Raw genomic sequence first — 22,985 nt, 5'->3', positions numbered from 1 at the left:
AACGATGGCCGCTGACCCCCGTTTCCGCTCACTGTGGAGCGAGGACGAGCTCATCCCGTACCCCCGGGAGGCCTGGCTGGAGGGGGGATTCGACCCCGACCAGTTGCCCGCCGGCGACGAGATCCCGCTCGACGTGGCGGTCGTCTACACCGCGTTCCTCGAAGGCGACATCGAGCTGTTCGACACGATCCAGCTGAGCACCGAGGACGGCTCGCTGGACGTCCGGCTGATCGTGGTGGGCGCGGTCGCCGACAACCCGGACCTGCTCTACGTGCTCGACCCGAAGACGGGCGAGATCCTCCAGTTCGACCTGGAGCAGCAGGACATCCAGGCCGTCAACAGCAACTTCCGCACCTTCGTCGAGTGCCTCTACCAGTTCGCGCTCTTCGTCGAGGCCGACGAGGGCAAGCCGGGCCGGGCAGAGCGGGCGGAGACGCTGCGTACCGTCCTGGAGAGCATCGACCGTGCCGCGTTCGCCCCCGACGCCTGGTGGCCGCTGGTCATCAGCCAACTGAAGTAGGGACGCCCGCAGACCGGCTGATCGCGGCGTCCCGACGGACCCCGCGACTCGGGGACCGGCGGACCGCGCCCGGGCGGTGGAGCCTCAGCGGCAGGCCCGGATCACGCTCAGCGTGGTGTGCACGTCGAACGGGCGCCCGTCGTCGCTCTCCCAGCCGCCGTCGCTGCGCTGGGTCTCGGCCAGCCGCCGCCGGGCCCGCCCGAGCAGCCAGTCCTGCCCGTCCATGCCGACCCGGCGCAGCGTCGCGGCCAGCCAGGCCACGTCGCCCGGGGACAGCTCCGGCACCCGCTCGGCCAGGATCACCTGGATCCGCGCCGCCTCGTGGAACATCTCCTGCCGGTGCAGGACCGCCGCGCTGAGCCAGCCGGCGGGCAGGAAGGACGGCCACCCGCCGTCCGGGCGCAGCCGGGCGACGAGCGACTGCGCGGCGGCCTGCACGACGCCCGCGTACGCGCCGCCGACCCGGTGGTCGAGCGGACCGGCGGCCCGCGCGTCCAGGCCGGCGACGGTCAGCCAGAACCCGGCGTTCGCCGTCAGGTGGAACCCCGCCTCGGGGTCGCCCGGTCGGGCCCACTCGGGAGCGATGTCGGCCAGCGCCGGGTCCTCGTCCCAGCCGCCGTCGGGCAACTGCCGCGCGGCCAGCCAGTCCAGCGCCCGGCGGGCGGCCGGACGGCCGAGCGCACCGAGATCGTCCAGCTCGGACAGTCGGAAGCAGGTGGCGTCCACGGAGGAGATCTTTCCGTCCAGTGTCGCCGGCCAGCCGCCGTCGGGCGTCTGGCCGGCCTCCGCGTCGTCGAGCAGTTCGGGGGGTGGTGACGCGCCGGTGCGCAGCCGGGACAGCCGGGCGCGGTCCACCGCGTCGCCGTGTGCCACGACGAACCCGACCGCCGCATCGATGTCGACCACGGCAGCAACGCTACCTGCGCAAACGTGATCCCGCCTCGGCGAATCGGCCGAGGTCGCGGGGCCCGTCACTCCCCCGCGACCTCGGCCGACGGCACGGTCAGTACGCGGGCAGCGACGGGTCGATCTGCTTGATCCAGGAGAGCACGCCGCCCTGCACGTGCACGGCGTCGCGGAAGCCGGCCGCCTTGAGCGCGGCGAGCGCCTCGGCCGAGCGGACCCCGGACTTGCAGTGCAGCACGATCTGCCGGTCCTGCGGCAGCTTGGCGAGCGCCTCGCCCGAGATGATCTCGCCCTTGGGGATCAGCGTCGCGCCGGGGATCCGGACGATCTCGTACTCGGCCGGCTCGCGGACGTCGACGAGGAAGATGTCCTTGCCCGCGTCCTGCCACTCCTTCAGCTCCAGCGCGGTGATGGTCGCGTCGACCACCGCCTCCTGGGCCTCCACCGACACCGCGCCGCAGAAGTCCTCGTAGTCCTCCAGCAGGTCGGTGACCGTGGGGTTCTCGCCGCAGAGCACGCAGTTCGGGTCCTTGCGCACCTTGATCTTGCGGTAGCTCATCTCCAGGGCGTCGTAGACCATCAGCCGGCCGACGAGCGGCTCGCCGATGCCGGCGAGCAGCTTGATCGCCTCGTTGACCTGGATCGAACCGATCGACGCGCAGAGCACGCCGAGCACGCCGCCCTCGGCGCAGGAGGGGACCATGCCGGGCGGCGGGGGCTCCGGGTAGAGGCACCGGTAGCAGGGGCCGTGCTCGGCCCAGAACACCGACGCCTGGCCGTCGAAGCGGTAGATCGAGCCCCAGACGTACGGCTTGCCGAGCAGCACCGCCGCGTCGTTGACCATGTAGCGGGTGGCGAAGTTGTCGGTGCCGTCGACGATCAGGTCGTAGCGGGAGAAGATGTCCCGTACGTTCTCCCGGTCCAGCGCGGTGTTGTGGATCTCCACCTGGACCAGCGGGTTGATCTCCCGGATCGAGGCCGCGGCCGACTCGGCCTTGGAGCGGCCGACGTCGGAGACGCCGTGGATGATCTGGCGCTGGAGGTTCGACTCGTCGACGGTGTCGAAGTCGATGATGCCGAGCGTGCCGACCCCGGCGGCGGCGAGGTACATCAGCGCCGGTGAGCCGAGGCCGCCGGCGCCGACACAGAGCACCCGGGCGTTCTTCAGCCGCTTCTGCCCCTCCACCCCCACGTCGGGGATGATCAGGTGGCGCGAGTAGCGGCGGATCTCGTCAACGGTCAGCTCGGCGGCGGGCTCGACGAGCGGGGGCAACGACACGGTGGACTCCCCGGGATCGGCTGTGGGCGAACCGGGCCATTGTCGCTCGCACCAGGGCCGATCGGCCATGAGGAGTGACACGTCGCCCGAACTGCGGGAAGGGGAATAACTCAGAAGCCCGCGACGGGCTCGCCGTCGTACCGGGAGCCGTCGACGTACGGCCACGCGTTGGCGGCGCAGCCGTCCAGGCCGTACGTCTGCTGCTGCATCACCGGCGCCGGCTCGCCGGGGCCCGGGCAGGCCTGGTGTTCCTCGCCCAGTTCGTGACCCACCTCATGGTTGACCACGTAGGCGCGGTAGACCGCCAGCGGCGCCCCGTAGTCGGGCACCGCCTCCAGCCAGCGGGCCAGGTTGACGATCACCTGTCCGGGGAGCCGGCAGGAGGTGTAGCCCTCGGTGCTGAGCCCGCCCTCGGCGCACATCCGCTCGGAGGTGTCCGGGGTGGCGAGGTAGACCGTGAAGTCGGGGTCGTCCGCCTCCGCCACCCGCCGCAGCCGCAGTTCCTCGGAGGCGATCCAGCTGCGGGGGTCGCCCAGCACCTCGTCGACGGTGGCGGCAAAGGCGGCGACGTCCTGGCCGGTGCCCTCCTCGACGGCCACCCGGTAGTGCCGGAGCGGCCCGCCGGTCCCCAGCAGCGGGGAGTCGCCGGCAGCGGTGATGAAGTCGCCCGTACCCGTGTGGGGGTAGGTGGGAGTGGGTTGCCGCTCGCCCGCGCCCGCCGCGTACGACGTCCGGCGCCCGTCGTCGGTGCCCGGCACGGGTTCGGGGCCGCCGGCCCGGGCCAGCGTCACGGCGACGGTGGCCGCGACCAGCAGGAGTACGCCGAGCCCGACCACGCGCCGGTCCCGCAGCGGAGCCGGCGGTCGCCACCGCCGGGGTGACGGGCGGCGGGCGGGGCCAGGCGGGTCGCAAGGGGACGACGACGTCATGGATCAAGAATCTCACGCCAATCGGGCATTACGCCGCGAAAAACGCGAATAAGACTCGCCCCCCGCCCCTTCTCCGGCCGGGCCCGACCTCCGGCCCAGGCGGTCAGAGCCGCGGGCCCGCGTACCGCCGACCATCGACGTACGGCCAGGGGTTGGCCACGCAGCCCTTCAGGAAGAGCGTCTGCTGCATCATCACCGGCGCCACCCGGCCCTGGCCGGGGCAGCGCTCGTGCCGGTGCCCCAACTGGTGCCCGACCTCGTGGTTCACCACGTAGGTCCGGTAGACCGAGAGCGGCACCTTCGCGCTGACGAAGTGCGGCACCGAGAGCCGCCAGCGGTCCAGGTTGATGATCACCTTGCCGGGTGCCCGGCACGACGTGTAGGGCTTACCGCCCACCCGGATGTTCACCCCACCGGCGGCACACATGCGGCCCGCCGTCCTGGCCGTGGCGAGGTAGACCGTGAAGTCGTGCCGGGAGGCGGCGCCGACCTGCTGCAACCGCAACCCGCCGTCGATCCAGCTGCCCGGCCCGGCGAGCGCCCGCTCGACGGCCGCGGCGAACTCACCCGCGTCCTCGCCGGCGCCTGACTCCACGGCGACCCGGTAACGGCGCAGCGTGCCCGCGTCGCCCAGCACCGGACCCGTCCGGTCGTCGTAGCCGAAGCTGCCCCGGCCCGCGGACGGCACCGGCCCGGGCAACCGGAGCACGGCCGGCGGGAGCAGGGCGACCGAGGGCGTCCCGGCGGGCGACGGCGTCCCGGCGGCCAGGGGCGTCGCGAGGGGCGCGGGCGTCCCGGCGGAGGACGGCGTCCCGGCGGCCGAGGGCGTGGCGGCGGAGGACGGCGGCGAGACGGCCTCCGGCGCGGAAGCCAACTTCTCGGCGGTGAGCGCCGCCGCCTCGATGTTCGCGCGTCGGTCGGCGATCACCGCCACCGCCGCCGCGCCGGTCAGGCCCAGCGCGACGAGCTTGAGGAGCCACCGCCGTCGCGCCGGACGGCGCCGCACACCGGACAGGTCTCCGCCGCTGTCCGAGGCGGGCGAACGGGCCGGGGCGCCAGGGCCCTCGGCGGGCGCCGGGCGGGCCGGGTCGGGGGGACGGGCAGGGGACATCCCGGTCAGCCTGCCATGTCGGACCGCTCGGCGGTGTCCCCCGTTTCGGTGAGCAGGCCCAGCACGGCCCGCGCCACCAGGCGCGGCACCTCCAGTTGCGCCACGTGGCCGACGCCGTCGAGCATCAACAGCCGGCTGTCCGGGACGACGCGGGCCGTCTGCGGGGCCACCCGTACGTCCACCAGCCGGTCGGCCCGCCCGCCCACGACCAGGGTGGGCGCCGCGACCGTCGCGGCGAGCCGCCACAGCGACCTCGACCCCGGCAGGTACGACCGCAGGAAGCTGGAGACCAGCCCCCGGAACGTCCGGACGTACGCGGCGGCGTGGTGCGGGGCCTCGTGCCGCAGCCGGATCTCCTCCAACGCCTCCTGCCGGCGCTGGTCGCAGATCCGGTCGAGGTCGGCGACGCACGCCTGCATCACCTGCTCGGCCATCACCTCGGGCGCCACCTGGGCCAGCCGCCAGGCGGCCAGGCGCTCGCCCCGGGGGATCGCCAGCAGCGGCAGCATCCGGCCCTGCAACGACCGCCGGAAGTCCAGGAACGGCAGCGCCGGCGAGATCAGGGTCAGGCTCCGGACCAGATCCGGCCGTACCCCCGCCACCTGCACCGAGACCGCCCCACCCAGCGAGTTGCCGAACAGGTGCACCGGCCCCCGCCCGGAGTGCTCGATCCAGCGGATCACCCGCTCCGCGAAGGCCGGGACGGTGTACCGGCGACCCGGCTCACTGCGGCCGAACCCGGGCAGGTCGATGGCCTGCCCGTCGAGGTGGTCGGCGAGCAGGTACGCCAGGTCCGTCCAGTTCTGCGACGAGCCGCCGAGCCCGTGCACGTAGAGCGCCGGCTGCGCGCCGGGCGCGGTGGCCGGCGTGTCCCGGACGTACGTCACCGTGCCGTCGAGGCGTACCTCGCGCCCCGGCCAGGGCGGCGGCACGGAGTGCGCGGGGAGGAGGTGGTCCGGCCGGAGGGTGGCGCGCTTCATGACTCCAGTCTGCCCGAGGCCGCTCAGGCCAGCAGCGCCTCGATCCGGCGGTTGACGGCGGCCAGGGTGGCCCGGACGATCGCCTGCCGGGGGTCACCGGCGACCAGCGCGGAGCCGACGAGTTGCTCGACCCAGCCGTCACAGACCAGCAGCACCACGACCGTGGCCACGTCGCAGTTGCCGAAGGGCACCACGGCGGCGTGCTCGACGAAGCAGCGCCCCCGGTCGGGGCCGGCGTCGGCGACGCGCTCGCCGCCGCGCAGCAGCTCGTCCACCGCCGCCGCGGCGGCCACCGCGCAGAGCCGCAGCACGTAACCGTCGACGGCCGGCCCGGTCGAGTAGCCGGCGGCGCTCTCCGCGCCGGCGAGCAGGCGTACCTCCACCGTGGCGTCCAGCCCGAAGGTGCTCACCTGGACGTGGTCGATCACCACCCGGGGGCCCGCCGCGCCGCCGGTGTCCAGCGGCCGGGACGGCGCGCTCTCCGTCGTCGTCACCTGCCCACCGGAGTACGACGTGCCGACGGTCGCCGAGGCACCGGTGGAGGCACCGGCCGGCGCGGCGGAGACCGAGCCGGGCTCCTCCACCGTGGCCCGGCCCCGGTGCGGGGCGGCGGGCTGCCGGCGTCGGCGCGGGGTCTCGGGCGTCGCCTCGGGGCGGTCCGGCGCGGCTTCCGACGGGCCGCCGGCCAGCCTCCCGCCGGGCACCCTCGACTCGGCGGCGGGGGGCTCGGCGGCGCGCGGTGCGGAACCCGGCGACCTGAGGTCGGCGCCGCGCGACTCCGCCGACCGGCGGCGCACCGGCGGAGGGGGCGCGGCCGGCATGCCGGGCAGGTTCTGCGGCGCGGCGGCCAGCCCCATCCGGTCCTGGAGCAGGCGGGCGACCTGCCGGCTCACCTCGGCCGGGTCCGCTCCGTCGGCCAGGTCGAGCCGCAGGCTGTGCGCGCCGGCCGGGGTGCGGCGCAACGCCGCGTCGCGAACGCCGGCGACACCGCGGACGGCGTCGAGGATGGCGTTGACGTCGAAGCCCTCCGGGCGCTCCCGCAGCGGCGCGGGCTCGTCGTCGCGACGCAGGTGGGTGGCGATGCGGGCGAGTTCGGGGGTCTCGGCGGGTGGCTCCACGGCTGGCGGTTCCGGCACGACGGGCACGTCCGGCTCGGCGGGGACGCGCTGCGGCAGGACCGCCGACGCGGGGTCCGGCGCCTGGCCGGCGGATGACGGGGCCGCCGGCGCCGGCTCGGGGGCGGATCGGCGGGCCGCGTAGGGGGGAGCGCTCGTCGGGGCGGGCGCGGAGGGGTCACGGTCACGCCGCCCGAACCCGTGGGGGGCCGACCCGGTGCCGGGGGTGGTCTGCGGGGCGGCCGGAGGACCCGATGCCGGCTCCGAGTTCTCGGGCCGGAGCCGGAACGGCCGGGTGGCCCGGTCCGGGGTCTCCTCGGCGCGGGGCGCGGCCTCCGGGGCGTACGCGAGCGGGGGTGCACCGGCCGGCGCGGGGACCGCTCCGCCCGCCGCCCAGGCAGGCCGCTCGGTCGGAGCCGACGGTGCCGCCTCGGGTGCCGTGGGACGGTCGACGGGTGCCGACGGTCGCTCGTACGACGGCGGGGGCACCGGTGCGCCCTGGGCGTCGTAGGGGCGGCGGGGCTCGCGGGGCGAGTCGTAGGGCCGGCCGGGCTCGGCGCGCGGCGGCTCGTACGGTCGGTGCGGCTCACCGGCCCAGGCCGGCTGCTGTTCCTCGCGGGACCGGCGACCGGCGGCCTCGGCCTCCTCGCGCGACCGGCGACCGGCGGGCTCGGGCTCCTCCCGCGACCGGCGACCGACGGCCTCGGCCTCCTCGCGGGACCGGTGGCCGGCCGGCTCGGATTCCTCCCGCGACCAGGGCGGCGCCCATGCGGCACCCCAGCTCGGGCGGTTCCAGTTCGGGCCGCTCCAGTCCGGTTCGGCCGACGGCGGCCACTCGGCGGCCGAACGGCGGGGGCCGCCCGGCGCCGGATCGGCCGGTTGTTCCCGGTCGACGCCGGCGACCTGCTCCGCGCGGGGTGCCGGCTCGTCGCCCCGGTCCGCGGCCGGTCCCGGGTCCGCGCCGAAGCCCCGCCCGGCCCCCCGGTGCCCGGCGGCACGCGGCGCGCGGTCCTGGCCGAACTCGCCCACCGCGCTGTCCGCGCCGGCGGCGGGGTCGGGTCCCCGGTCCTCGCGGTAGGCGCGGTCCGCACCCAGCGCGCGATCGACGCCGGCCACCCGGTCGCCGGCGGTAACCCGGTCGCCCGCGTCGGCGGGACGGTCCGCGGTGGTCCGGTCGGTGGCCGGCGGCTCCGGCGGGAAGCGGTCGCTCCAGCCGTGCGCCGTGCCGGCGCCCGGCGGGGGTTCCTCGGCGGCGGCCCGGTCGACCGCCGGCGCGTGGAAGCCGGGCGGCACCTCGAAGCCGCTGGCGGCGGTGCCCACGGGCGGGACCTGGACCGCCGGGGGTGCCGACGTCGGCGCGCCGGAATCCGACCAGCGGGGCTGGCGGCCGGTCGACGGGTTGTCGGCGGAGCGCCGGACCGGACCGGACTCCGGCTCGGCGAACCCGTGCTGCGGCGGCTGCTCGGCCGTCGACGCCGGCCGCTGCGCCGGCACCACCAGCCGGTCGTTGCCCGGGTCGCGGCGTTGCTCGCCGAGGGCGCCGGGTGGGGCGCTCACCGGGGACTGGCGGTGGAGCGGCGCGTCGTCCCGCGACGGCGACGACGGCCCGGCCGCCGTGCCGTGGTCGACACCGTTGGTGCGGTGGCCGTTGACCCGGGCCGGCGGCTCTACCCCGCCGGGCAGCGGTGGCGGCAGGTCGCCGTGTCGCGGCGACGAGGCGGCCCAGCCGGGCGCCGGTTCGGGCGGCCCCCACGACGAGGCCTGCTCGCGGGGGTCGGAGATCTCCCCGCCCCTCGGCCAACCGGCCGCCTGGGGCGCCCACCCGCCGCCGGGACGGGCCAGGTCGTCCTGCGGACCCGTTCCGTCGCCGTGCTCTCCCGGGGTGGCGGCACCGGGTTGCCCTGTTTCACTCACCGCGCGCTCCTTGGTCGCCCCCGCTGAGGCTACCGTGTGGTGACAGTGGCGATAGGTTACGGCGGCGGGCCAATTCCGCGACGGGTCCCGGGCCCCGACCGGTTCGGGTGAAATGCCGGCTCGTACGAAGAACTCGGAGGTTCCCATGACCGCTGTGGGGAACGGTGCCCAGACCGCCGGCCGGCCCACCCGCCTGCCCCGTTCCGCGCGCCGCAAGCAGCTGCTCGCCGCCGCCCAGGAGGTGTTCGTCGCCCAGGGCTACCACGCGGCCGCGATGGACGACATCGCCGAGCGGGCGGGCGTCTCCAAGCCGGTGCTCTACCAGCACTTCCCCGGCAAGATGGAGCTCTATCTCGCCCTGCTCGACACGCACTGCGACGCGATCCTCGCGAAGGTCGACGACGCCATGCGCGGCACCAACGACAACAAGGAGCGGGTCAGCGCGTCGGTGCGCGCGTACTTCGACTTCGTCGACCACGAGAGCGAGGCGTTCCGCCTCGTCTTCGAGTCGGACCTGCGCAACGACCCGGCGGTGCGCCAGCGCGTCGCGCGGGTGGAGCAGGGCTGCATCGCGGCGATCACCGACACCATCATCTCCGACACGGGGATCGGCCGGGCGCACGCCGAGCTGCTCGCCTCCGGCCTGGTCGGGGCGGCCGAGACCGCCGCGCAGTTCTGGCTGGCCGGCGGCCGGCAGCTGCCCAAGGCCGAGGCGGAGGCACTCGTCGCGGCGCTCTCCTGGCGGGGCATCGCCAGCTTCCCGCTGCAAGGCGAGTCAGCCTGAACATCCGGCCCCGAGATCGGATAGCCTTCCCATCGGCGGCTCTTTCGCCCGAATGAGGAGGCACAGTGGAGGTCAAGATCGGCGTGCAGTACGCGCCCCGCGAGCTGGTCCTGGAGAGCGCGCAGTCGCCGGCCGAGATCGAGCAGATCGTGACCGACGCCTTCGGCAAGGACGAGGGCACCCTCTCCCTGACCGACGAGAAGGGCCGGCGGGTGATCGTGCCGGTCAACAAGGTCGCCTACGTCGAGATCGCCGAGGCGTCGCCGCGCGCGGTCGGGTTCACCGTCCGCTGACTGGTCCGGTCGGCCGCGACGGGTGACGGACGATCGCCCGTCGCGGACCGCCGGTCGCGGTCAGTTGTTCAGCCCGGCGGCGGCCATCCGTGCGGAGTGCGCCACGGTCAGCCGCTGGAACAGCCCCTCCACGTCCACCCGCCCGCTGCGCGCGACGAGCCCGGTGAGGGCCCCCCGCTCGGCGGCGGCCACCCGGCCGGCCTGTGACAGCGCCTCGCCGACCAGTCGCCGCGCCCACATCGAGAGCCGGCCGGCCACTCTCGGATCGGCCTCGACGGCGGCCCGGATCTCGGCGACGGCGAACGCGGCGTACGACGAGTCGTGCAGCACGTCGAGGACGAGCTGACGGTCCGGTTCGGCCAGGGCCACGGCGATCTCCCGGAGGAAGTCGTCGGTGATGGCGTCACCCACGTACGCCTTCGTCACCGCCTCCGCCCAGTCCCGCGGCTCCGTCGAGTCGTGGTATGCCTGGAGCGGCCCGACGTACGGCGCCATGGCGTCGTCGGGCAGTACGCCGAGCGCGGCGAGCCGGTCGGCCACCCGCCGGTAGTTGCCGATCTCGGCGGCGGCCATCCCGCCCAACGCCGCCCGGCGGCGCAGATCGGGGGCGAGCCGGGCGTCGGCGGCCATCCGCTCGAAGGCGAGCAGCTCACCGAGGGCCACCAGGCCGAGCAGGTCGACCACGGCATGGTCGGGCAGGTCGACGGCGGCGTGGTCGGACGGATCGGTCGCGGGCACGAGCGCAGGTTACCGCTCATCGACAAACGCGTCAGAAGTGACGCAGATCACAGCTACCGGCCCCGGCGTGGCGCGTGCGCACGGAATCAGGACGTGCCCGGGTCGGTTCAGGTAGCATGGAGCAGTTGCCGTGGGCGCCGACCTGGCCAGTTCGATCCGAGCGATCAGCCGGCCCGGTCGAAGTGTGAGGCCCGCGGCGCGCGTGCGGCCCGGTCCGGCTCGGCAGTCTGCCGCCGACCGTGTGGCCCGCGCCACACCGACCGCGCCCTGAGGACATGACGGGGCGCACCCACGAGAGGGCACCCCCAAATCCATATGAGCGAGCTGACTCAAGACCTCATGGACGGCCAGGAACTGGCCGCCACCGCTCCGGTGCGCCCGGAAGCGCCCACCTTCGCCGAGCTGGGCGCGCGTCAGGAGACCGTCGACGCGCTGGCCGCCGCCGGCATCACCCGCGCCTTCGCCATCCAGGAGTACGCGCTCCCGATCGCGATGCGCGGCACCGACCTGATCGGCCAGGCGCCCACCGGCACCGGCAAGACCCTCGGTTTCGGCGTACCGCTGCTGGAGCGGGTCTTCGCGCCGGGCGAGGGCAGCGACGGCGTGCCGCAGGCGCTGGTCGTCGTACCCACCCGTGAGCTGGGCATCCAGGTGGCCAAGGACCTCGACGCCGCGGGCCGGACCCGGGGCGTGCGCGTGCTGCCGATCTACGGCGGTGTGGCGTACGAGCCGCAGATCGACGCGCTGCGCAAGGGCGTGGAGATCCTGGTCGGCACGCCCGGCCGCCTGCTGGACCTGGCCAAGCAGAAGCACCTGCGCCTGGACCGGGTGCACGCGCTGGTCCTCGACGAGGCCGACCGGATGCTCGACCTGGGCTTCCTCGACGACGTCGAGCGGATCCTCGCGATGCTGCCGGAGGACCGGCAGACCATGCTCTTCTCGGCGACCATGCCGGACCCGATCGTCACCCTCTCCCGGCGCTTCCTGCGCCACCCGGTGACGATCCACGCCGGGCACACCGCCGAGACCGGCCCGTCGCCGCAGACCGAGCAGCTGGCCTACCGCACCCACTCGATGAACAAGATCGAGATCGTGGCCCGAATCCTCCAGGCCGAGGGGCGCGGGCTGACCATGATCTTCACCCGTACCAAGCGGGCCGCCGACCGGGTCGCCGAGGACCTCGACTTCCGGGGCTTCGCGGTCGCCGCCGTGCACGGTGACCTCGGCCAGGGCGCGCGGGAGCGGGCGCTGCGGGCGTTCCGGGCCGGCAAGATCGACACTCTGGTCGCCACCGACGTGGCCGCCCGGGGCATCGACGTCAGCGGCGTCACCCACGTCATCAACTACGACTGCCCCGAGGACCAGGACACCTACACCCACCGGATCGGTCGTACCGGCCGGGCCGGGGCGACGGGCGTCGCGGTGACCTTCGTCGACTGGGACGACATGCCCCGCTGGCGGATCATCGACAAGACGCTGGGCCTGGACATGCCGGAGCCCCTGGAGACGTACCACACGTCCCCGCACCTCTACACCGACCTGCACATCCCCACCGACGTCAGCGGCACCCTGCCGACCGCCGAGCGCACCCGCGCGGGGCTGTCCGCCGAGGTCGAGGAGGACCTCGGCGGCGGGCGCTCCCGTCGGGGCGAGGGTGGCCGGGGCTCCCGGCGCGGTGAGCGCGGCGAGAGCCGTGGGCGCGGCGACCGCCGCTCGGGCCGCGCCACCGGCGCGAACGACGCCCCGGCCGACGCCCCGGCCGACGCCCCGGCCGACGCCACGGAGGAGGGCCCGCGTGTCCCGCGTCGCCGCCGGCGTCGCCGCGCCGGCGAGACCGTCTCGGGCGAGCCGACCACGGTGATCACGAGTGAGGCCACCGCCGCTCCGGCCACCGACGCCCCGGCCGCCGCCGAGGGCGAGGCGTCCAAGCCCCGTCGCCGCCGGCGCCGTCGTGGTGGCTCCACCGCCGGTACGCCGGCCGAGGCGACCGCCGACTGACCGACGAACGTCACCCGAGATCCCCCGGACCGGTGCACCCGGTGCGGGGGATCTCCTCGTCGGGGCCGCTCCCGGACGAACCCGGCACGTCGAGGAGACGGAGCGGGTGCTCCGGGGCGCGCCCGGCGCACCGCCCGTCGGGCCGCGTGCCCGGGGCCGCCCGTCGACCAGGAAGATGGAGCAATGCCCGAACCGCTGGACGCCGCCCTGACCGAGGTCCGGGCGTTGCTGCTCGACCCGGCGCTCACCCGTGCGGTGGCCGCCGGACGCCGACGTGGACACCGCCCCTCGGTGGTACGCGCCGAACTGCGGCCGGTCGCGCTCAAGGCCGGCCCCCGGTTGCAGATCTCCACCTCCGACGGCTCCCGCCCGTACACCCGTAACGTCGCCCCCGGACCGGAGGCGGACGCGGCGGTGGACGCGCTGTTGGCCGAACCGTTCGGCAACTGGCACGTGGAGACGGCCGCCGCCACGATCCAACTGCGGGTCACCAAGTCCGGCGAGGCGCAGGTGCACCGGGCCGCCGCGACCCGGCCGGTCGCCGAGCCGGACGGGCACGACCGGGCGAAGGAGTACCTGCTCGACCCCGGCGACCCGATCTTCGCCGAGATCGGCGGTTCGGCCGCGAAGCGGCGCCAGGTGGACGCGTTCCTGCGGGCCCTGGCGGCCACCCTGCCGGACGACCTGACCGGCCCGCTGCGGGTGGTCGACCTGGGCTGCGGCAACGCGTACCTGACCTTCGCCGCCTATCGCTACCTCGCCCGGCGCGGGCTCGACGTCGAGCTGGTCGGCGTGGACGTGCGGGAGGACCAGCGGCGGCGCAACACCGAGCTGGCCGAGCGGCTGGGCTGGGCGGACCGGGTCGGCTTCGTGGCCGGCACGATCGCCGACGCGGTCGTCGAGCCGGCTCCCGACCTGGTGCTGGCGCTGCACGCCTGCGACACCGCCACGGACGAGGCGCTGGCCCGGGCGGTGCGCTGGGGGGCCCGCTGGGTGCTCGCCGCGCCCTGCTGCCACCACGACGTCGCGGCCCAGCTGCGAGCCACGCCGGCCCCGGCCCCGTACGAGCTGCTGACCCGGCAGGGCATCCTCCGCGAGCGCTTCGCGGACGTCCTCACCGACGCGTTGCGGGCCGGGCTGCTCCGGCTGCACGGCTACCGGGCGGAGGTGGTGGAGTTCGTCGACTCCCGGCACACCCCGCGCAACCTGCTCATCCGGGCCCGCCGCACCGGCGCCGCCCCGACCGTGGCCCAGCGGGCGGAGTACCGGGCACTGGTCGACCAGTGGGCGGTCGCCCCACGGCTGGAGGCACTCCTGCCACCGGCGCCCGCGCCGGACGCCGGCCCGATGCCGAAGCCGGACTCGGTGCCGGTGCCGAAACCGGACGCCGGACCGGCGCCGAAGCCCGACTCGGGGCCGGTGCCGGGCGAGGTGGCGGCGGCTCACTAGGGCACCCGGTCCCGTCGACGGGACGGTCTGGTGGATCAGTCAATCTTTTCCTTAGCTTTCCGTACTACCCTCGGAGTCGCACCGCCGGTGCCGGTCGGAGGGAAGACCCGCAGGATGGGTTCCGTAGAGGTTTCGCCGCAGATGGCCTTCGCACGTTTCGTGCGGCGTGCCATCGACGACGCCCGCGAGGAACGCGGCTGGACCGTCACCGATCTGGCGTCCCACACCGGCGTCGGTCGGTCGACCGTCTTCCGTTGGCTCGCCGGGGACTGGCAGGACTACCCGGAGTTGGCGAAGGTGCGCGGTTTCTGCGCCGCGCTGGATCTGCCGGTCGCGGCCGCGTTCCGCGCGCTCGGCCTGCCCGACGCCGGTCCCGCGCCACGCCGACGCGTCGACGACGGCCCGGTCGAGGCGGACGTCCGGGTGATCCTGCAACGGCTGGCCGACCCCACCGTGCCGGCCGAGGAGAAGCACCACATCCGCGACCTGCTGCGCTACCTGGCCCGCCGCCCGATCCGCCGCGCCGGCTGAGCATCCCGCCCGCGTCGGGTTGGGCGTGTCCCGCCGTGGCTTGGTATCCGCCCGGACAAAAACGGTGCCCGGCCGGGTCAGGGGACGGTGAGCGTGAACTCGGCGGTCCGCACCACGCCGGCGACCTGGAAGTCCAGGTAGAGCCGGTACCGGCCCGGGTCGGGCGCGGTCACCCAGAACGTCACCGCGCCGTCGACCGGTTGCGGCTCGGGGTGGACGTGCAGGTAGCCGAGATCCCCCTCGCGCAGGGCGACCAGGTGCCCGTACGCGCCGAGGTAGCGCTCCAGCGTCGCCCGCCCGCCGGCCGAGTCGACGCGGAAGGTGAACGGCACGGTCACGCCGGCCTGCGGGGTGCCCTGGTAGCTGACCGTGAACCCGTCGACCGTGGCCGAGGTCGCCGGCGCCGGCAGCGGCTTCGGCTGGTAGCCGCCCGGCGCGGCCAGGTCGACCCCGAGGGTCACGGGGGTCTGCCGGCCGTCGTCGGCGAGCGCCGTGAAGTCCGCGTACGCCCGCCACACGCCGGGCTGCGGCAGGGTCAGCGGCACGGACCAGGTGCCGTCGGCCGCCATCGTCGGGTGCAGGTGCTGGTAGCCGGTCAGGTCGCGCCGCACCACGATCAGGTGCATCGGCTTGTCGTGCACGATCGCGAACCGGGTCACCGGGCGGCGTTGCGCGTCCCGTACCTGGAAGCGCAGCTCGCCGTCACGGCCGGCGGTGAACGCGGCGGCCACGGGGGTCAGCGTGTAGCCCGCCGAGCTGACCGAGAGGCCGCCGGCCTGCGCCGCCGCGGCCTGGTCTGCGCCGTGCTCGTGGGCGCCCGTTCCGGGCGCGTGGCTGTGCCCGGTCAGGGCGCTGTCGGCTCCCGCCGCCACAGACGGGCCGCCGCTGTCCAGCCGGCCGAGGCCGAAGCCGAGCAGGACGGCGAGCACCAACCCGCCGACCACCAGCGCCAGCCGGACCGTGCTCCCGTCCGGCACGGCCGAGACCTGCTCCGGTGCGCCGGCGACACCCTCGGGCAGGGCCGACCCGTGCTCCGAAGCCGGCGGCACCTGCTCCGGTGCGGCCGGTCCCTGCTCGGACACCGGCGGCACCTGCTCCGGTGCGGCCGGGACCCGCTCGGGCGGCCCCTGTTCCGGTCCCGGCGGCACGTGTCCGGTGGCGGCCGGCGCCTGGTCAGGCACCGCCGCCGTCCCGCTCACGGCCGGCCAGCTCATCGGTCATGTCACCCACGCTACCGCCCCTCCGGACGGCGCCGGCCCGCCGGTGGTGCGGCGTGGCGCCGCTCGCAGTCGCGCCCCGCCGGGAACTTTCCGGGCGCTGGCGGCCCTGGCCCGGCGGGCTCCGGCAGACCGCTCCCGCCGGCGGGCTGGCCCACGCCCCCACTGGCCGGGCAGGACCGCCGACCATGCCAGGAGTCTTCCGCAGCAGCCCGGTCCCCGGGGTGGCCCGGCAGGTGGCTCAGCCGGCCACGGCCAGCGCGAGGGGGAGCACGTCGGGGGCGCCGGCCCGGCGCAGCTCCCGGGCGGCCATCGTCATCGTCCAGCCCGAGTCGACCAGGTCGTCGACGAGGAGCACCGGCCCGTCGAGCCCGGCGAGGGCGTCGGCCAGCTCGTCCGGCACGGTGAGGGCGCCGTGCAGGGCGCGTACCCGCTGGGCGCTGTTGCCGCGCGCGCCGCCGGCCGGCGCGCCGGTCGGCGTCACCGCACCGAGCAGCGGCAGCCGACCCACGGCGGCGATCCGCTCGGCGAGCGAGCCGACCAGCCGGGGCCGGCGGCGCGAGCCGACCGCGACCACCCCGACCGGGCGGCGCGGCCACCGCTCGTCGCCGTGCGCCCACGCCTTGAGCACCTCGACCACGGCGGCGGCCACGTCGTCGGGGACGGCCACGTCCGCCGCCTCCGGCCCGACCAGGTCGCGCAGCCGCCCGCCCCACCCCAGGTCGGACAGCCGCCCCACCGCGCGCCCCGGCAGCGCCTGCTCCGCCGGGGCGATGCGTCCCTTCAGCGGTACGCCCACCGCCTCCAGCCCGGTCGGCCAGAGCTTCTTCGGCGCGATCTCCACCCCGGGCCGGCCGAGGAAGGTCTGCGCGGCGGTCAGCGCGACGTCCGACACGTCGGCGGTGAACAGCGGGCCGGCGCAGCGGTCGCACCGGCCGCAGTCGGCGGCCCCGGCGTCGTCCAGGCACTCGCGCAGGTAGCGCAGCCGGCAGTCGGGCGTCCTCGCGTACTCCCGCATGGCCTGCTGCTCGGCGGTGCGCGCCTCGGCGACGCGGCGCAACCGGGCCTCGTCGTAGACCCAGGGCTCGCCGGTGGCGAGCCAGCCGCCGCGCACCCGGCGGACCGCGCCGTCGACGTCGAGCACCTTGAGCATCAGCTCCAGCCGGGCCCGGCGCAGGTCGACGATCGGTTCGAGGGCCTGGGTGGAGAGCGGGCGGTCGGTGTGCAGGGCGACCAGCACCGCGCGGACCTGCTCCTCTGGCGGGAAGGCGAGCGAGGCGAAGTAGCGCCAGATGGCGGCGTCCTCGGTGCCGGGCAGCAGCAGCACCTCGGCGTGCGCGACGGCGCGCCCGGCGCGGCCGACCTGCTGGTAGTACGCGATCGGGGACGGCGGCGCGCCGAGGTGCACGACGAAGCCGAGGTCCGGCTTGTCGAAGCCCATGCCCAGCGCGCTGGTGGCGACCAGCGCCTTGATCTTGTTGTCCAGCAGGTCCTGCTCGGCGGCCCGCCGGTCGGCGTCCTCGGCCTGGCCGGTGTAGGAGGCGACGGCGTAGCCCCGGGAGCGCAGGAACTCGGCGGTCTCCCCGGCGGCGGCGACCGTGAGCGTGTAGACGATGCCCGAGCCGGGCAGCCGGTCCAGGTGGTCGGCGAGCCAGCCCAGCCGGTGCGCCGGGCTCGGCAGCTCGACCACGCCGAGGCGCAGCGACTCGCGGTCGAGGCTGCCGCGCAGCACGAGGGCGTCGCCGAGCTGCTCCGCCACGTCGGCGGTGACCCGGGCGTTGGCGGTGGCCGTGGTGGCGAGCACCGGGGTGCGCTCAGGCAGGTTGCCGAGGAACGTACGCAGCCGGCGGTAGTCCGGCCGGAAGTCGTGCCCCCAGTCGGAGACGCAGTGCGCCTCGTCGACGACGAGCAGGCCGGTGGTGGCGGCCAGCTTCGGCAACACGGTGTCCCGGAAGTCCGGGTTGTTGAGCCGCTCCGGGCTGATCAGCAGCACGTCCACGGCACCGGCGTGGATCTCGGCGGTGATCTCGTCCCACTCGTCGAGGTTGGCGGAGTTGATGGTGCGGGCCCGGATGCCGGCGCGGGCCGCCGACTCGACCTGGTTGCGCATCAGCGCCAGCAGCGGCGAGACGATCACGGTCGGGCCGGCCACGCCGTCAGGCCCATGCGGCAACGCGGAGGCCGCGCCCTCGTCGCGCTCGCGCAGCAGGGCGGTGGCCACGAAGTAGACGGCCGACTTGCCCCAACCGGTGCGCTGCACGCAGAGCACCCGACGGCGGTCGACCACCAGCGCCTCGATCGCCCGCCACTGGTCCTCCCGGAGCCGGGCGTGCTCGCCGGCCAACCGCCGCAGCACAGCCTCGGCCCGCTCCCGTACCGCCGTCCGATCCTGGCTCATCCGGCATTTCTACCAGCTACGCCGGACACCACCCGCTCCCGCGAGCACGGCGGACCGGTCCGGGCGGGGCCTCAGGGGGCAACGCGCCGGCACGGTCGCGTGCCAGGATCTGCGGCGGCAACAGTCCGGCTACGAAAGAGAACCATGCGAATCACGCAGCAGATCGGCACTGCCGGAAGGGTCCGGCGGGTCGCGGCGGCAACCGTCTCCCTGGTGGCCGCGACCTCCCTGGCGGCCGGGTGCGGGAACGACGACGCCCGGGACGCCCCGGCGGCCTCCTCCCCGGCCCCCTCGGCGTCCCCGTCGGCCAACCCGAAGAGCACGCTCCTGGCCGCGGTGCCGACCGAGGAGGATCCGGCCTTCCGGTTCAGCGGCAGCGACCCGACCGGCGTCGTCACCGGCGTGGTGGACCCGGCGGGCAAGGGCATGGACCTCACCGTCACCGAGAAGGACGAGGAACTCGACTTCACGATGAAGCTGTCCTTCCGCCTGATCGAGCAGCGCTCCTGGATGAAGGTGAGCTTCGACGGCGCCGACGATCTCAGCAGCCTGCTGAAGCTGCCGAAGAACTGGATGGAACTCGACCACGCGAAGCTCACCGACCCGGCCAGCGTGCCGCACTACGAGGGCGCCGACCCGGGCAACACCGGCGCGATCCTCCGGGCGGCGGGAGACACCGTGACGGAGCAGCACGGGACCTACACCGGCACCGTGGACCTGACCGACGGCGAGCACGTACGCCAGGCCATGACGGACAGCGTGGACGTAGACGCGCTCGGGGAGGCCGCGAAGGCGGTCCCGTTCACGGCCGTCGTCGGGGCGGACGGGAACCTCACCTCGCTCACCCTTCAGATCCCGGCGGTCGGCAAGCGCAAGGCCACGAAGTACGTCGTCAAGTACTTCGACTTCGGCAAGGCCCCGAAGGTCACCGAGCCGACGGGCAGCCAGGTGCAGAAGGCGCCGGCCTCGGCGTACGAGCTGCTGAACGGCTGACGGCGGGGACACCGGGGACGGGGGTCGCGGCCGGCGCGGAGACGGCCGCGACCCCGGCACGTACGCCCCCGCCGCTTCCCGCCTGCCCCGGCTCAGCGGCCGAGGACCGAGCCGCCGTTGACCCCGAGCACCTGCCCGGTGACGTAGCCGGCCGCCGGGCCGGCCAGGTAGCGGACCGCCTCGGCGATGTCCTCCGGGATGCCGGCGCGGCCGACCAGGGTCGCCGCCACCCGCTTCGCGTGCCCCTCCGGGGTCATCCGGTCGCCGAAGAACTCGGTGTCGGCGACGTAGCCGGGGCTGACCACGTTGACCGTGATCTGTTCCGGTCCGAGCTGCGCCGCCAGGTCGTACGCCCAGCCGTGCAGCGCCGCCTTCGCCGCCGAGTACGCCCCGGCGCCACCCCGCTGGGCGGCGATCGAGCTGACCAGGACGACCCGCCCACCGGGGCGGCGCAGGGCGGGCCGGAGCGCCTCCGTGAGCAGTACGGCGGTGAGCACGTTGGCGTCCAGGTTGGCCCGCCAGTGCGCCGCCGTTCCAGCCAGGGTGCCGGTGTCACCACCCAGGTAGCCGCCCGCGTTGTTGACGACCACGTCGACCGCCCGCCCGTCGACGGCGTCGACCACCCGGGTCACCTGCCCGGGATCGGTCAGGTCGGCGGCGACGGCGCGTACGGCGTCCGGCCGCCCGCACTCGGCGCCGATGCGCTCGGCGGCGGCGGCGAGCACGTCCGCCCGCCGCCCCACGATCAGCACGGCACACCCGTCGGCGACCAGCGCCCGGGCGACGGCCGCGCCGATTCCCGTTCCCCCGCCGCTGACGACCGCCAGCCGTTCACCCATGGTGATCCCCTTCCACGCAGCAGCCCCGCCGATCATGCAGCCGTCGCCAGGTGGCGGCAACTGCGTATCGGCGGGGCCGGGAGGGCCTGCGCGGTCAGGGACGGCGGGACGGGGGACGCAGCGAGTGCCGCAGGAGCGCCACCCGGGGGGCGAGGCTGGCCAGGCCGCCGGGGAAGAAGTAGACGGCCAGGATGAAGACCGTGCCGAGCACGAAGAGCGGCTGCGACAGCGGGTTGCTCAGGAATGCCGGCAGGGCCTCCACCGCGTCGGACGTGCCGAACGCGACCAGCCGGTGGTCCAGGTACATGTAGAGGATCCCGCCGATCACCGGGCCCCACCGGGTGCCCGGACCGCCCAGCACCACCATGACCAGCAGCGCCAGGGTCCACTCGGAGGAGGTGATGTGCGGCGACGCGCCGCCGACGATCAGGACGTAGACCACGCCCCCGGCCGCCGCCAGCCCACCGGCCAGGGTGAACGCCACCAGCTTGAACCGGTACGGGTCGAGCCCGAGCACCCCGATGCGCCGCTCGTCGTCGCGCAGGCCGGCGAGCACCCGCCCGGTCGGCGAGCCGGAGACCCGGTGCACCACCAGGACCACCACGACCAGGTACGCCAGCGCCAACCAGTAGAGGTTGACGGTGTTGGTGACCCCGACCAGCCCTTCGGGCAGCCCGGACACGTCCAGCGGCAGCCCCTCCTCGCCGCCGGTGAGCCCGCCGAAGTCGCGGGCCACCAGGATCGCCCCGACCTGGGCGAAGGCGAGCGTCACCATGGCGAACGCGATCCCGACGGTACGCAGCGCCACCGCGCCGATCAGCGCGGCGAGGATCGTCCCGCCGGTGACCGCGAGCAGTCCCGCCTGCCACAGCGGCAGCCCCGCCTTGGTGACGAGGATGTCGGTGCCGTAGACGCCGGCGGCGAAGTAGAGGGCGTGGCCGAAGGAGAGCATCCCGGTCCGCCCGTAGAGCAGGTCGTACCCGGCCGCCAGGCCGCCGAAGACCAGGCAGACGGCGAGCAGTTGCAGGGTGCCCGGGGAGTTCAGCGCCCCCTCGAAGATGCCCGGCAGGTGCAGCGTGGAGTACGGCAGGATCAGGGCGACCACCAGCGCGACCAGCGGCAGGTACGGGCGCAGCCCGTGCCACCGTCGGCGCCCCGGCGTCAGCTCGTCGGGTACCGCCGCGGCCGGCGCCGGAACCTCGGGGCTCTTGACCTCGGTCATGCCGTTGCCACCTTTCCGGCGATGCCCTGCGGGCGCAGCAGCAGCACCACGGCCAGCAGCGCGACCACGCAGATGTCGCCCAGCCCGGAGGTGCCGTAGTAGTTGACGAACTGTTGGGTCAGGCCGACCGCGACGGCCGCGTACGCGGACCCGGTCACCGAGCCCATCCCGCCGATGACCACCACGATGAACGCGAAGATCAGCAGCGAGCCGCCCTGGCCGGGCGAGACGGTGCCGAAGTAGACGCCGCCGAGCGCGCCGGCCAGCGCCGCCGCCGCCCCGCCGATCGCGAAGACCAGGGTGAACGCCTTGCGCACGTCGATGCCGAGCGCCGTGACCATCTCCCGGTTCTCCACGCCGGCCCGGATGATCAGGCCGTAGCGGGTCCAGCGGAGGAAGGCCAGGATCGCGCCGAGCACCAGCACCGCGGCGATGATCAGCAACAGGCCGCCGTTGGGCACGTTCGCGCCGAGGATCGAGGTGACCTGCCGGCTCCACTCGGGCCGCGGGAACGGCCGGGCGTCCGCACCCCAGGTGGCCTGGAGCAGCGCCACGCCGGCCAGCGAGAGGCCGACGGTGACGAGCACCTGCTCGATGGTGCGGGAGTAGAGCGGCCGGATCAGCACCAGCTCGACGAGCACCGCCACGAGCGTGCCGGCGGCCACCCCGAAGGCGACCGCGAGCACGAAGCCGAAGCCGTCCGAGCCGGCGCCGGGCAGGTTGTGCGCCGCCCACCAGGTCCCGTACGCGCCGACGCCGAGGAAGACGCCGTGCGCGAAGTTGAGCACGTCGGCCAGGCCAAAGACCAGGGAGAGCCCGCTGGCCACCAGGAAGTAGAGCGCCGCCAGGCCGAGCCCGGTCAGCGTCAACAGGATGACGGTGTCCATCAGTGCTGGTCCTTCCGCGCGGCGGCCGGCGTACCGGCGGGGTGGTGTCCCTCCGCCGAGCCGACGCCCAGCAGCGACTTCGTCAGGGCGGTCTCCAGCAGCAGTTCCTGCGCGCTGCCGGTCCAGGCGACCTGGCCGGCGGCCAGCACGACCGCGTCCCGGGCGAGCCGCCGCACCACGGCCAGGTTCTGCTCGACCAGCAGCACCGGCACGGATTCGGCGACCCGTTCCAGCACCTCGGCCACCTCGGTCACCACCTTCGGCGCGAGCCCCTTGGTCGGCTCGTCGACGAGCAGCAGCCGGTTGTCGTTGAGCAGCACCCGGCCGATCGCGAGCATCTGCTGCTGCCCGCCGGAGAGCGAGCCGGCCCGTTGCCGTCCGCGCCGGTCCAGCTCCGGGAAGAGCGCGAAGACCTTGTCGTACGCCGGGACGCTGCCCCGCCGCTCGGCGAGCCGGAGGTTCTCCGCGACGGTGAGCCCGGCGAAGACGCACCGGTCCTCCGGCACGTAGCCGAGCCCGCCGCGGACCAGCCGGTGGGTGGGCCGGGCCAGCAGGCTCTGGGCACCCATCCGGACGGTTCCGCGCACCTCGCCGGCGGGCGGGGTGAGGCCGACGACGGCGCGCAGCGTGGTCGTCTTGCCCACGCCGTTGCGCCCGAGCAGGACCGTGACGCCGGTCGGGGCGACCGTGAAGGACACCCCCTGGAGGATGTGCAGCCCGGCGATGCGGACCGACAGGTTCTCCACGCTGAGAATGGGTTCCATCATGAGCCGCCTTTCGTTCGCGACTGCGGGACTCGCAAACCCGGCTCATTCCTCGCGCTCACAGAGCCGCCCTTCGTTCGCGACTGCGGGACTCGCAAACCCGGCTCATTCCTCGCGC

At 75.1% G+C, this 22,985-nt stretch carries 18 protein-coding genes and 2 pseudogenes; 7 read left to right on the top strand and 13 right to left on the bottom strand.

Annotated elements, in window-relative coordinates:
- The first annotated feature begins 4 nt into the window (after window positions 1-4).
- Window positions 5-520 (top strand): SUKH-4 family immunity protein, encoded by a 516-nt coding sequence (locus ACGFIR_RS17955; RefSeq protein WP_392998293.1) that lies wholly within the window; start codon window positions 5-7, stop codon window positions 518-520.
- 84 nt (window positions 521-604) lie between these two features.
- Here the strand turns inward: ACGFIR_RS17955 and ACGFIR_RS17950 are convergent, their stop codons facing one another.
- From ACGFIR_RS17950 to ACGFIR_RS17925, 6 genes and pseudogenes are all read right to left on the bottom strand, one after another.
- Complete coding sequence (locus ACGFIR_RS17950; protein ID WP_392998291.1) at window positions 605-1,495, bottom strand: prenyltransferase/squalene oxidase repeat-containing protein; 891 nt, start codon at window positions 1,493-1,495, stop codon at window positions 605-607.
- Window positions 1,496-1,523: 28 nt separating this feature from the next.
- Window positions 1,524-2,705, bottom strand: coding sequence for an adenylyltransferase/sulfurtransferase MoeZ (gene moeZ / locus ACGFIR_RS17945; RefSeq protein WP_392998289.1), 1,182 nt, complete (start codon window positions 2,703-2,705; stop codon window positions 1,524-1,526).
- Window positions 2,706-2,815: 110 nt separating this feature from the next.
- The gene (locus ACGFIR_RS17940) at window positions 2,816-3,541 is read right to left on the bottom strand and encodes a DUF3152 domain-containing protein (protein WP_393146083.1); all 726 of its coding nucleotides are present in this window, start codon (window positions 3,539-3,541) and stop codon (window positions 2,816-2,818) included.
- Window positions 3,542-3,737: 196 nt separating this feature from the next.
- Window positions 3,738-4,745: a DUF3152 domain-containing protein gene (locus ACGFIR_RS17935; protein WP_393146081.1), complete on the bottom strand. Its 1,008-nt coding sequence runs from the start codon at window positions 4,743-4,745 to the stop codon at window positions 3,738-3,740.
- Window positions 4,746-4,750: 5 nt separating this feature from the next.
- Window positions 4,751-5,725, bottom strand: coding sequence for an alpha/beta fold hydrolase (locus tag ACGFIR_RS17930; protein ID WP_393146079.1), 975 nt, complete (start codon window positions 5,723-5,725; stop codon window positions 4,751-4,753).
- Window positions 5,726-5,748: 23 nt separating this feature from the next.
- Window positions 5,749-7,248, bottom strand: a pseudogene (locus tag ACGFIR_RS17925) (hypothetical protein); the annotation flags it as partial.
- A gap of 1,651 nt (window positions 7,249-8,899) precedes the next feature.
- Here ACGFIR_RS17925 and ACGFIR_RS17920 point away from each other — a divergent pair.
- Both ACGFIR_RS17920 and ACGFIR_RS17915 read left to right on the top strand, forming a co-directional pair.
- Entirely contained in the window at window positions 8,900-9,538 is a 639-nt protein-coding gene (locus ACGFIR_RS17920; RefSeq protein WP_392998279.1) for a TetR/AcrR family transcriptional regulator, read from the top strand.
- A 65-nt stretch (window positions 9,539-9,603) separates the two neighbouring features.
- Window positions 9,604-9,831, top strand: a complete 228-nt coding sequence (locus tag ACGFIR_RS17915) for a DUF3107 domain-containing protein (protein WP_088960194.1) — start codon at window positions 9,604-9,606, stop codon at window positions 9,829-9,831.
- Between the two features lie 60 nt (window positions 9,832-9,891).
- On the opposite strand, the gene ACGFIR_RS17910 is transcribed toward ACGFIR_RS17915, so the two are convergent.
- Window positions 9,892-10,569 (bottom strand): ferritin-like fold-containing protein, encoded by a 678-nt coding sequence (locus tag ACGFIR_RS17910; protein WP_393146077.1) that lies wholly within the window; start codon window positions 10,567-10,569, stop codon window positions 9,892-9,894.
- Between the two features lie 315 nt (window positions 10,570-10,884).
- Between ACGFIR_RS17910 and ACGFIR_RS17905 the strand changes: the two genes are divergently transcribed.
- From ACGFIR_RS17905 to ACGFIR_RS17895, 3 genes and pseudogenes are all read left to right on the top strand, one after another.
- On the top strand, window positions 10,885-12,567 hold the full coding sequence (locus tag ACGFIR_RS17905) for a DEAD/DEAH box helicase (protein WP_393146075.1): 1,683 nt from the start codon (window positions 10,885-10,887) through the stop codon (window positions 12,565-12,567).
- Window positions 12,568-12,750: 183 nt separating this feature from the next.
- Window positions 12,751-13,899: pseudogene (locus ACGFIR_RS17900) on the top strand (class I SAM-dependent methyltransferase); the annotation flags it as partial.
- Window positions 13,900-14,130: 231 nt separating this feature from the next.
- A complete protein-coding gene (locus tag ACGFIR_RS17895) occupies window positions 14,131-14,547 on the top strand; it encodes a helix-turn-helix domain-containing protein (protein ID WP_091627481.1) in 417 nt (138 codons plus the stop codon).
- 77 nt (window positions 14,548-14,624) lie between these two features.
- Here the strand turns inward: ACGFIR_RS17895 and ACGFIR_RS17890 are convergent, their stop codons facing one another.
- Both ACGFIR_RS17890 and ACGFIR_RS17885 read right to left on the bottom strand, forming a co-directional pair.
- Window positions 14,625-15,629, bottom strand: coding sequence for a hypothetical protein (locus ACGFIR_RS17890; protein WP_392998273.1), 1,005 nt, complete (start codon window positions 15,627-15,629; stop codon window positions 14,625-14,627).
- A gap of 376 nt (window positions 15,630-16,005) precedes the next feature.
- Window positions 16,006-18,162: a DEAD/DEAH box helicase gene (locus ACGFIR_RS17885; RefSeq protein WP_393146073.1), complete on the bottom strand. Its 2,157-nt coding sequence runs from the start codon at window positions 18,160-18,162 to the stop codon at window positions 16,006-16,008.
- 150 nt (window positions 18,163-18,312) lie between these two features.
- Between ACGFIR_RS17885 and ACGFIR_RS17880 the strand changes: the two genes are divergently transcribed.
- A complete protein-coding gene (locus ACGFIR_RS17880; protein WP_392999388.1) occupies window positions 18,313-19,155 on the top strand; it encodes a hypothetical protein in 843 nt (280 codons plus the stop codon).
- A 92-nt stretch (window positions 19,156-19,247) separates the two neighbouring features.
- Here ACGFIR_RS17880 and ACGFIR_RS17875 read toward each other — a convergent pair whose 3' ends face one another.
- From ACGFIR_RS17875 to ACGFIR_RS17860, 4 genes are all read right to left on the bottom strand, one after another.
- Window positions 19,248-19,994: an SDR family NAD(P)-dependent oxidoreductase gene (locus tag ACGFIR_RS17875; RefSeq protein ID WP_392998269.1), complete on the bottom strand. Its 747-nt coding sequence runs from the start codon at window positions 19,992-19,994 to the stop codon at window positions 19,248-19,250.
- A 94-nt stretch (window positions 19,995-20,088) separates the two neighbouring features.
- The gene (locus ACGFIR_RS17870) at window positions 20,089-21,216 is read right to left on the bottom strand and encodes a branched-chain amino acid ABC transporter permease (RefSeq protein WP_392998267.1); all 1,128 of its coding nucleotides are present in this window, start codon (window positions 21,214-21,216) and stop codon (window positions 20,089-20,091) included.
- Entirely contained in the window at window positions 21,213-22,103 is an 891-nt protein-coding gene (locus ACGFIR_RS17865) for a branched-chain amino acid ABC transporter permease (protein ID WP_392998265.1), read from the bottom strand. The genes ACGFIR_RS17870 and ACGFIR_RS17865 overlap by 4 nt, the downstream gene beginning before the upstream one ends.
- Window positions 22,103-22,870: an ABC transporter ATP-binding protein gene (locus tag ACGFIR_RS17860; protein ID WP_392998263.1), complete on the bottom strand. Its 768-nt coding sequence runs from the start codon at window positions 22,868-22,870 to the stop codon at window positions 22,103-22,105. The genes ACGFIR_RS17865 and ACGFIR_RS17860 overlap by 1 nt, the downstream gene beginning before the upstream one ends.
- Between the last annotated feature and the right edge of the window lie 115 nt (window positions 22,871-22,985).

The sequence above is a fragment of the Micromonospora sp. NPDC049051 genome, assembly GCF_043197575.1.
GTDB lineage: Bacteria > Actinomycetota > Actinomycetes > Mycobacteriales > Micromonosporaceae > Micromonospora.
This window is presented reverse-complemented; position numbering and strand designations above follow the sequence as displayed.

Bases quoted from the DNA above. Each gene is read 5' to 3' on its own strand.
- ACGFIR_RS17895 (WP_091627481.1), top strand. From the start codon at position 14,131: ATGGGTTCCGTAGAGGTTTCGCCGCAGATGGCCTTCGCACGTTTCGTG.
- ACGFIR_RS17955 (WP_392998293.1), top strand. From the start codon at position 5: ATGGCCGCTGACCCCCGTTTCCGCTCACTGTGGAGCGAGGACGAGCTC.
- ACGFIR_RS17870 (WP_392998267.1), bottom strand. From the start codon at position 21,216: ATGACCGAGGTCAAGAGCCCCGAGGTTCCGGCGCCGGCCGCGGCGGTA.
- ACGFIR_RS17875 (WP_392998269.1), bottom strand. From the start codon at position 19,994: ATGGGTGAACGGCTGGCGGTCGTCAGCGGCGGGGGAACGGGAATCGGC.
- ACGFIR_RS17935 (WP_393146081.1), bottom strand. From the start codon at position 4,745: ATGTCCCCTGCCCGTCCCCCCGACCCGGCCCGCCCGGCGCCCGCCGAG.
- ACGFIR_RS17920 (WP_392998279.1), top strand. From the start codon at position 8,900: ATGACCGCTGTGGGGAACGGTGCCCAGACCGCCGGCCGGCCCACCCGC.
- ACGFIR_RS17865 (WP_392998265.1), bottom strand. From the start codon at position 22,103: ATGGACACCGTCATCCTGTTGACGCTGACCGGGCTCGGCCTGGCGGCG.
- ACGFIR_RS17905 (WP_393146075.1), top strand. From the start codon at position 10,885: ATGAGCGAGCTGACTCAAGACCTCATGGACGGCCAGGAACTGGCCGCC.
- ACGFIR_RS17930 (WP_393146079.1), bottom strand. From the start codon at position 5,725: ATGAAGCGCGCCACCCTCCGGCCGGACCACCTCCTCCCCGCGCACTCC.
- ACGFIR_RS17860 (WP_392998263.1), bottom strand. From the start codon at position 22,870: ATGATGGAACCCATTCTCAGCGTGGAGAACCTGTCGGTCCGCATCGCC.
- ACGFIR_RS17885 (WP_393146073.1), bottom strand. From the start codon at position 18,162: ATGAGCCAGGATCGGACGGCGGTACGGGAGCGGGCCGAGGCTGTGCTG.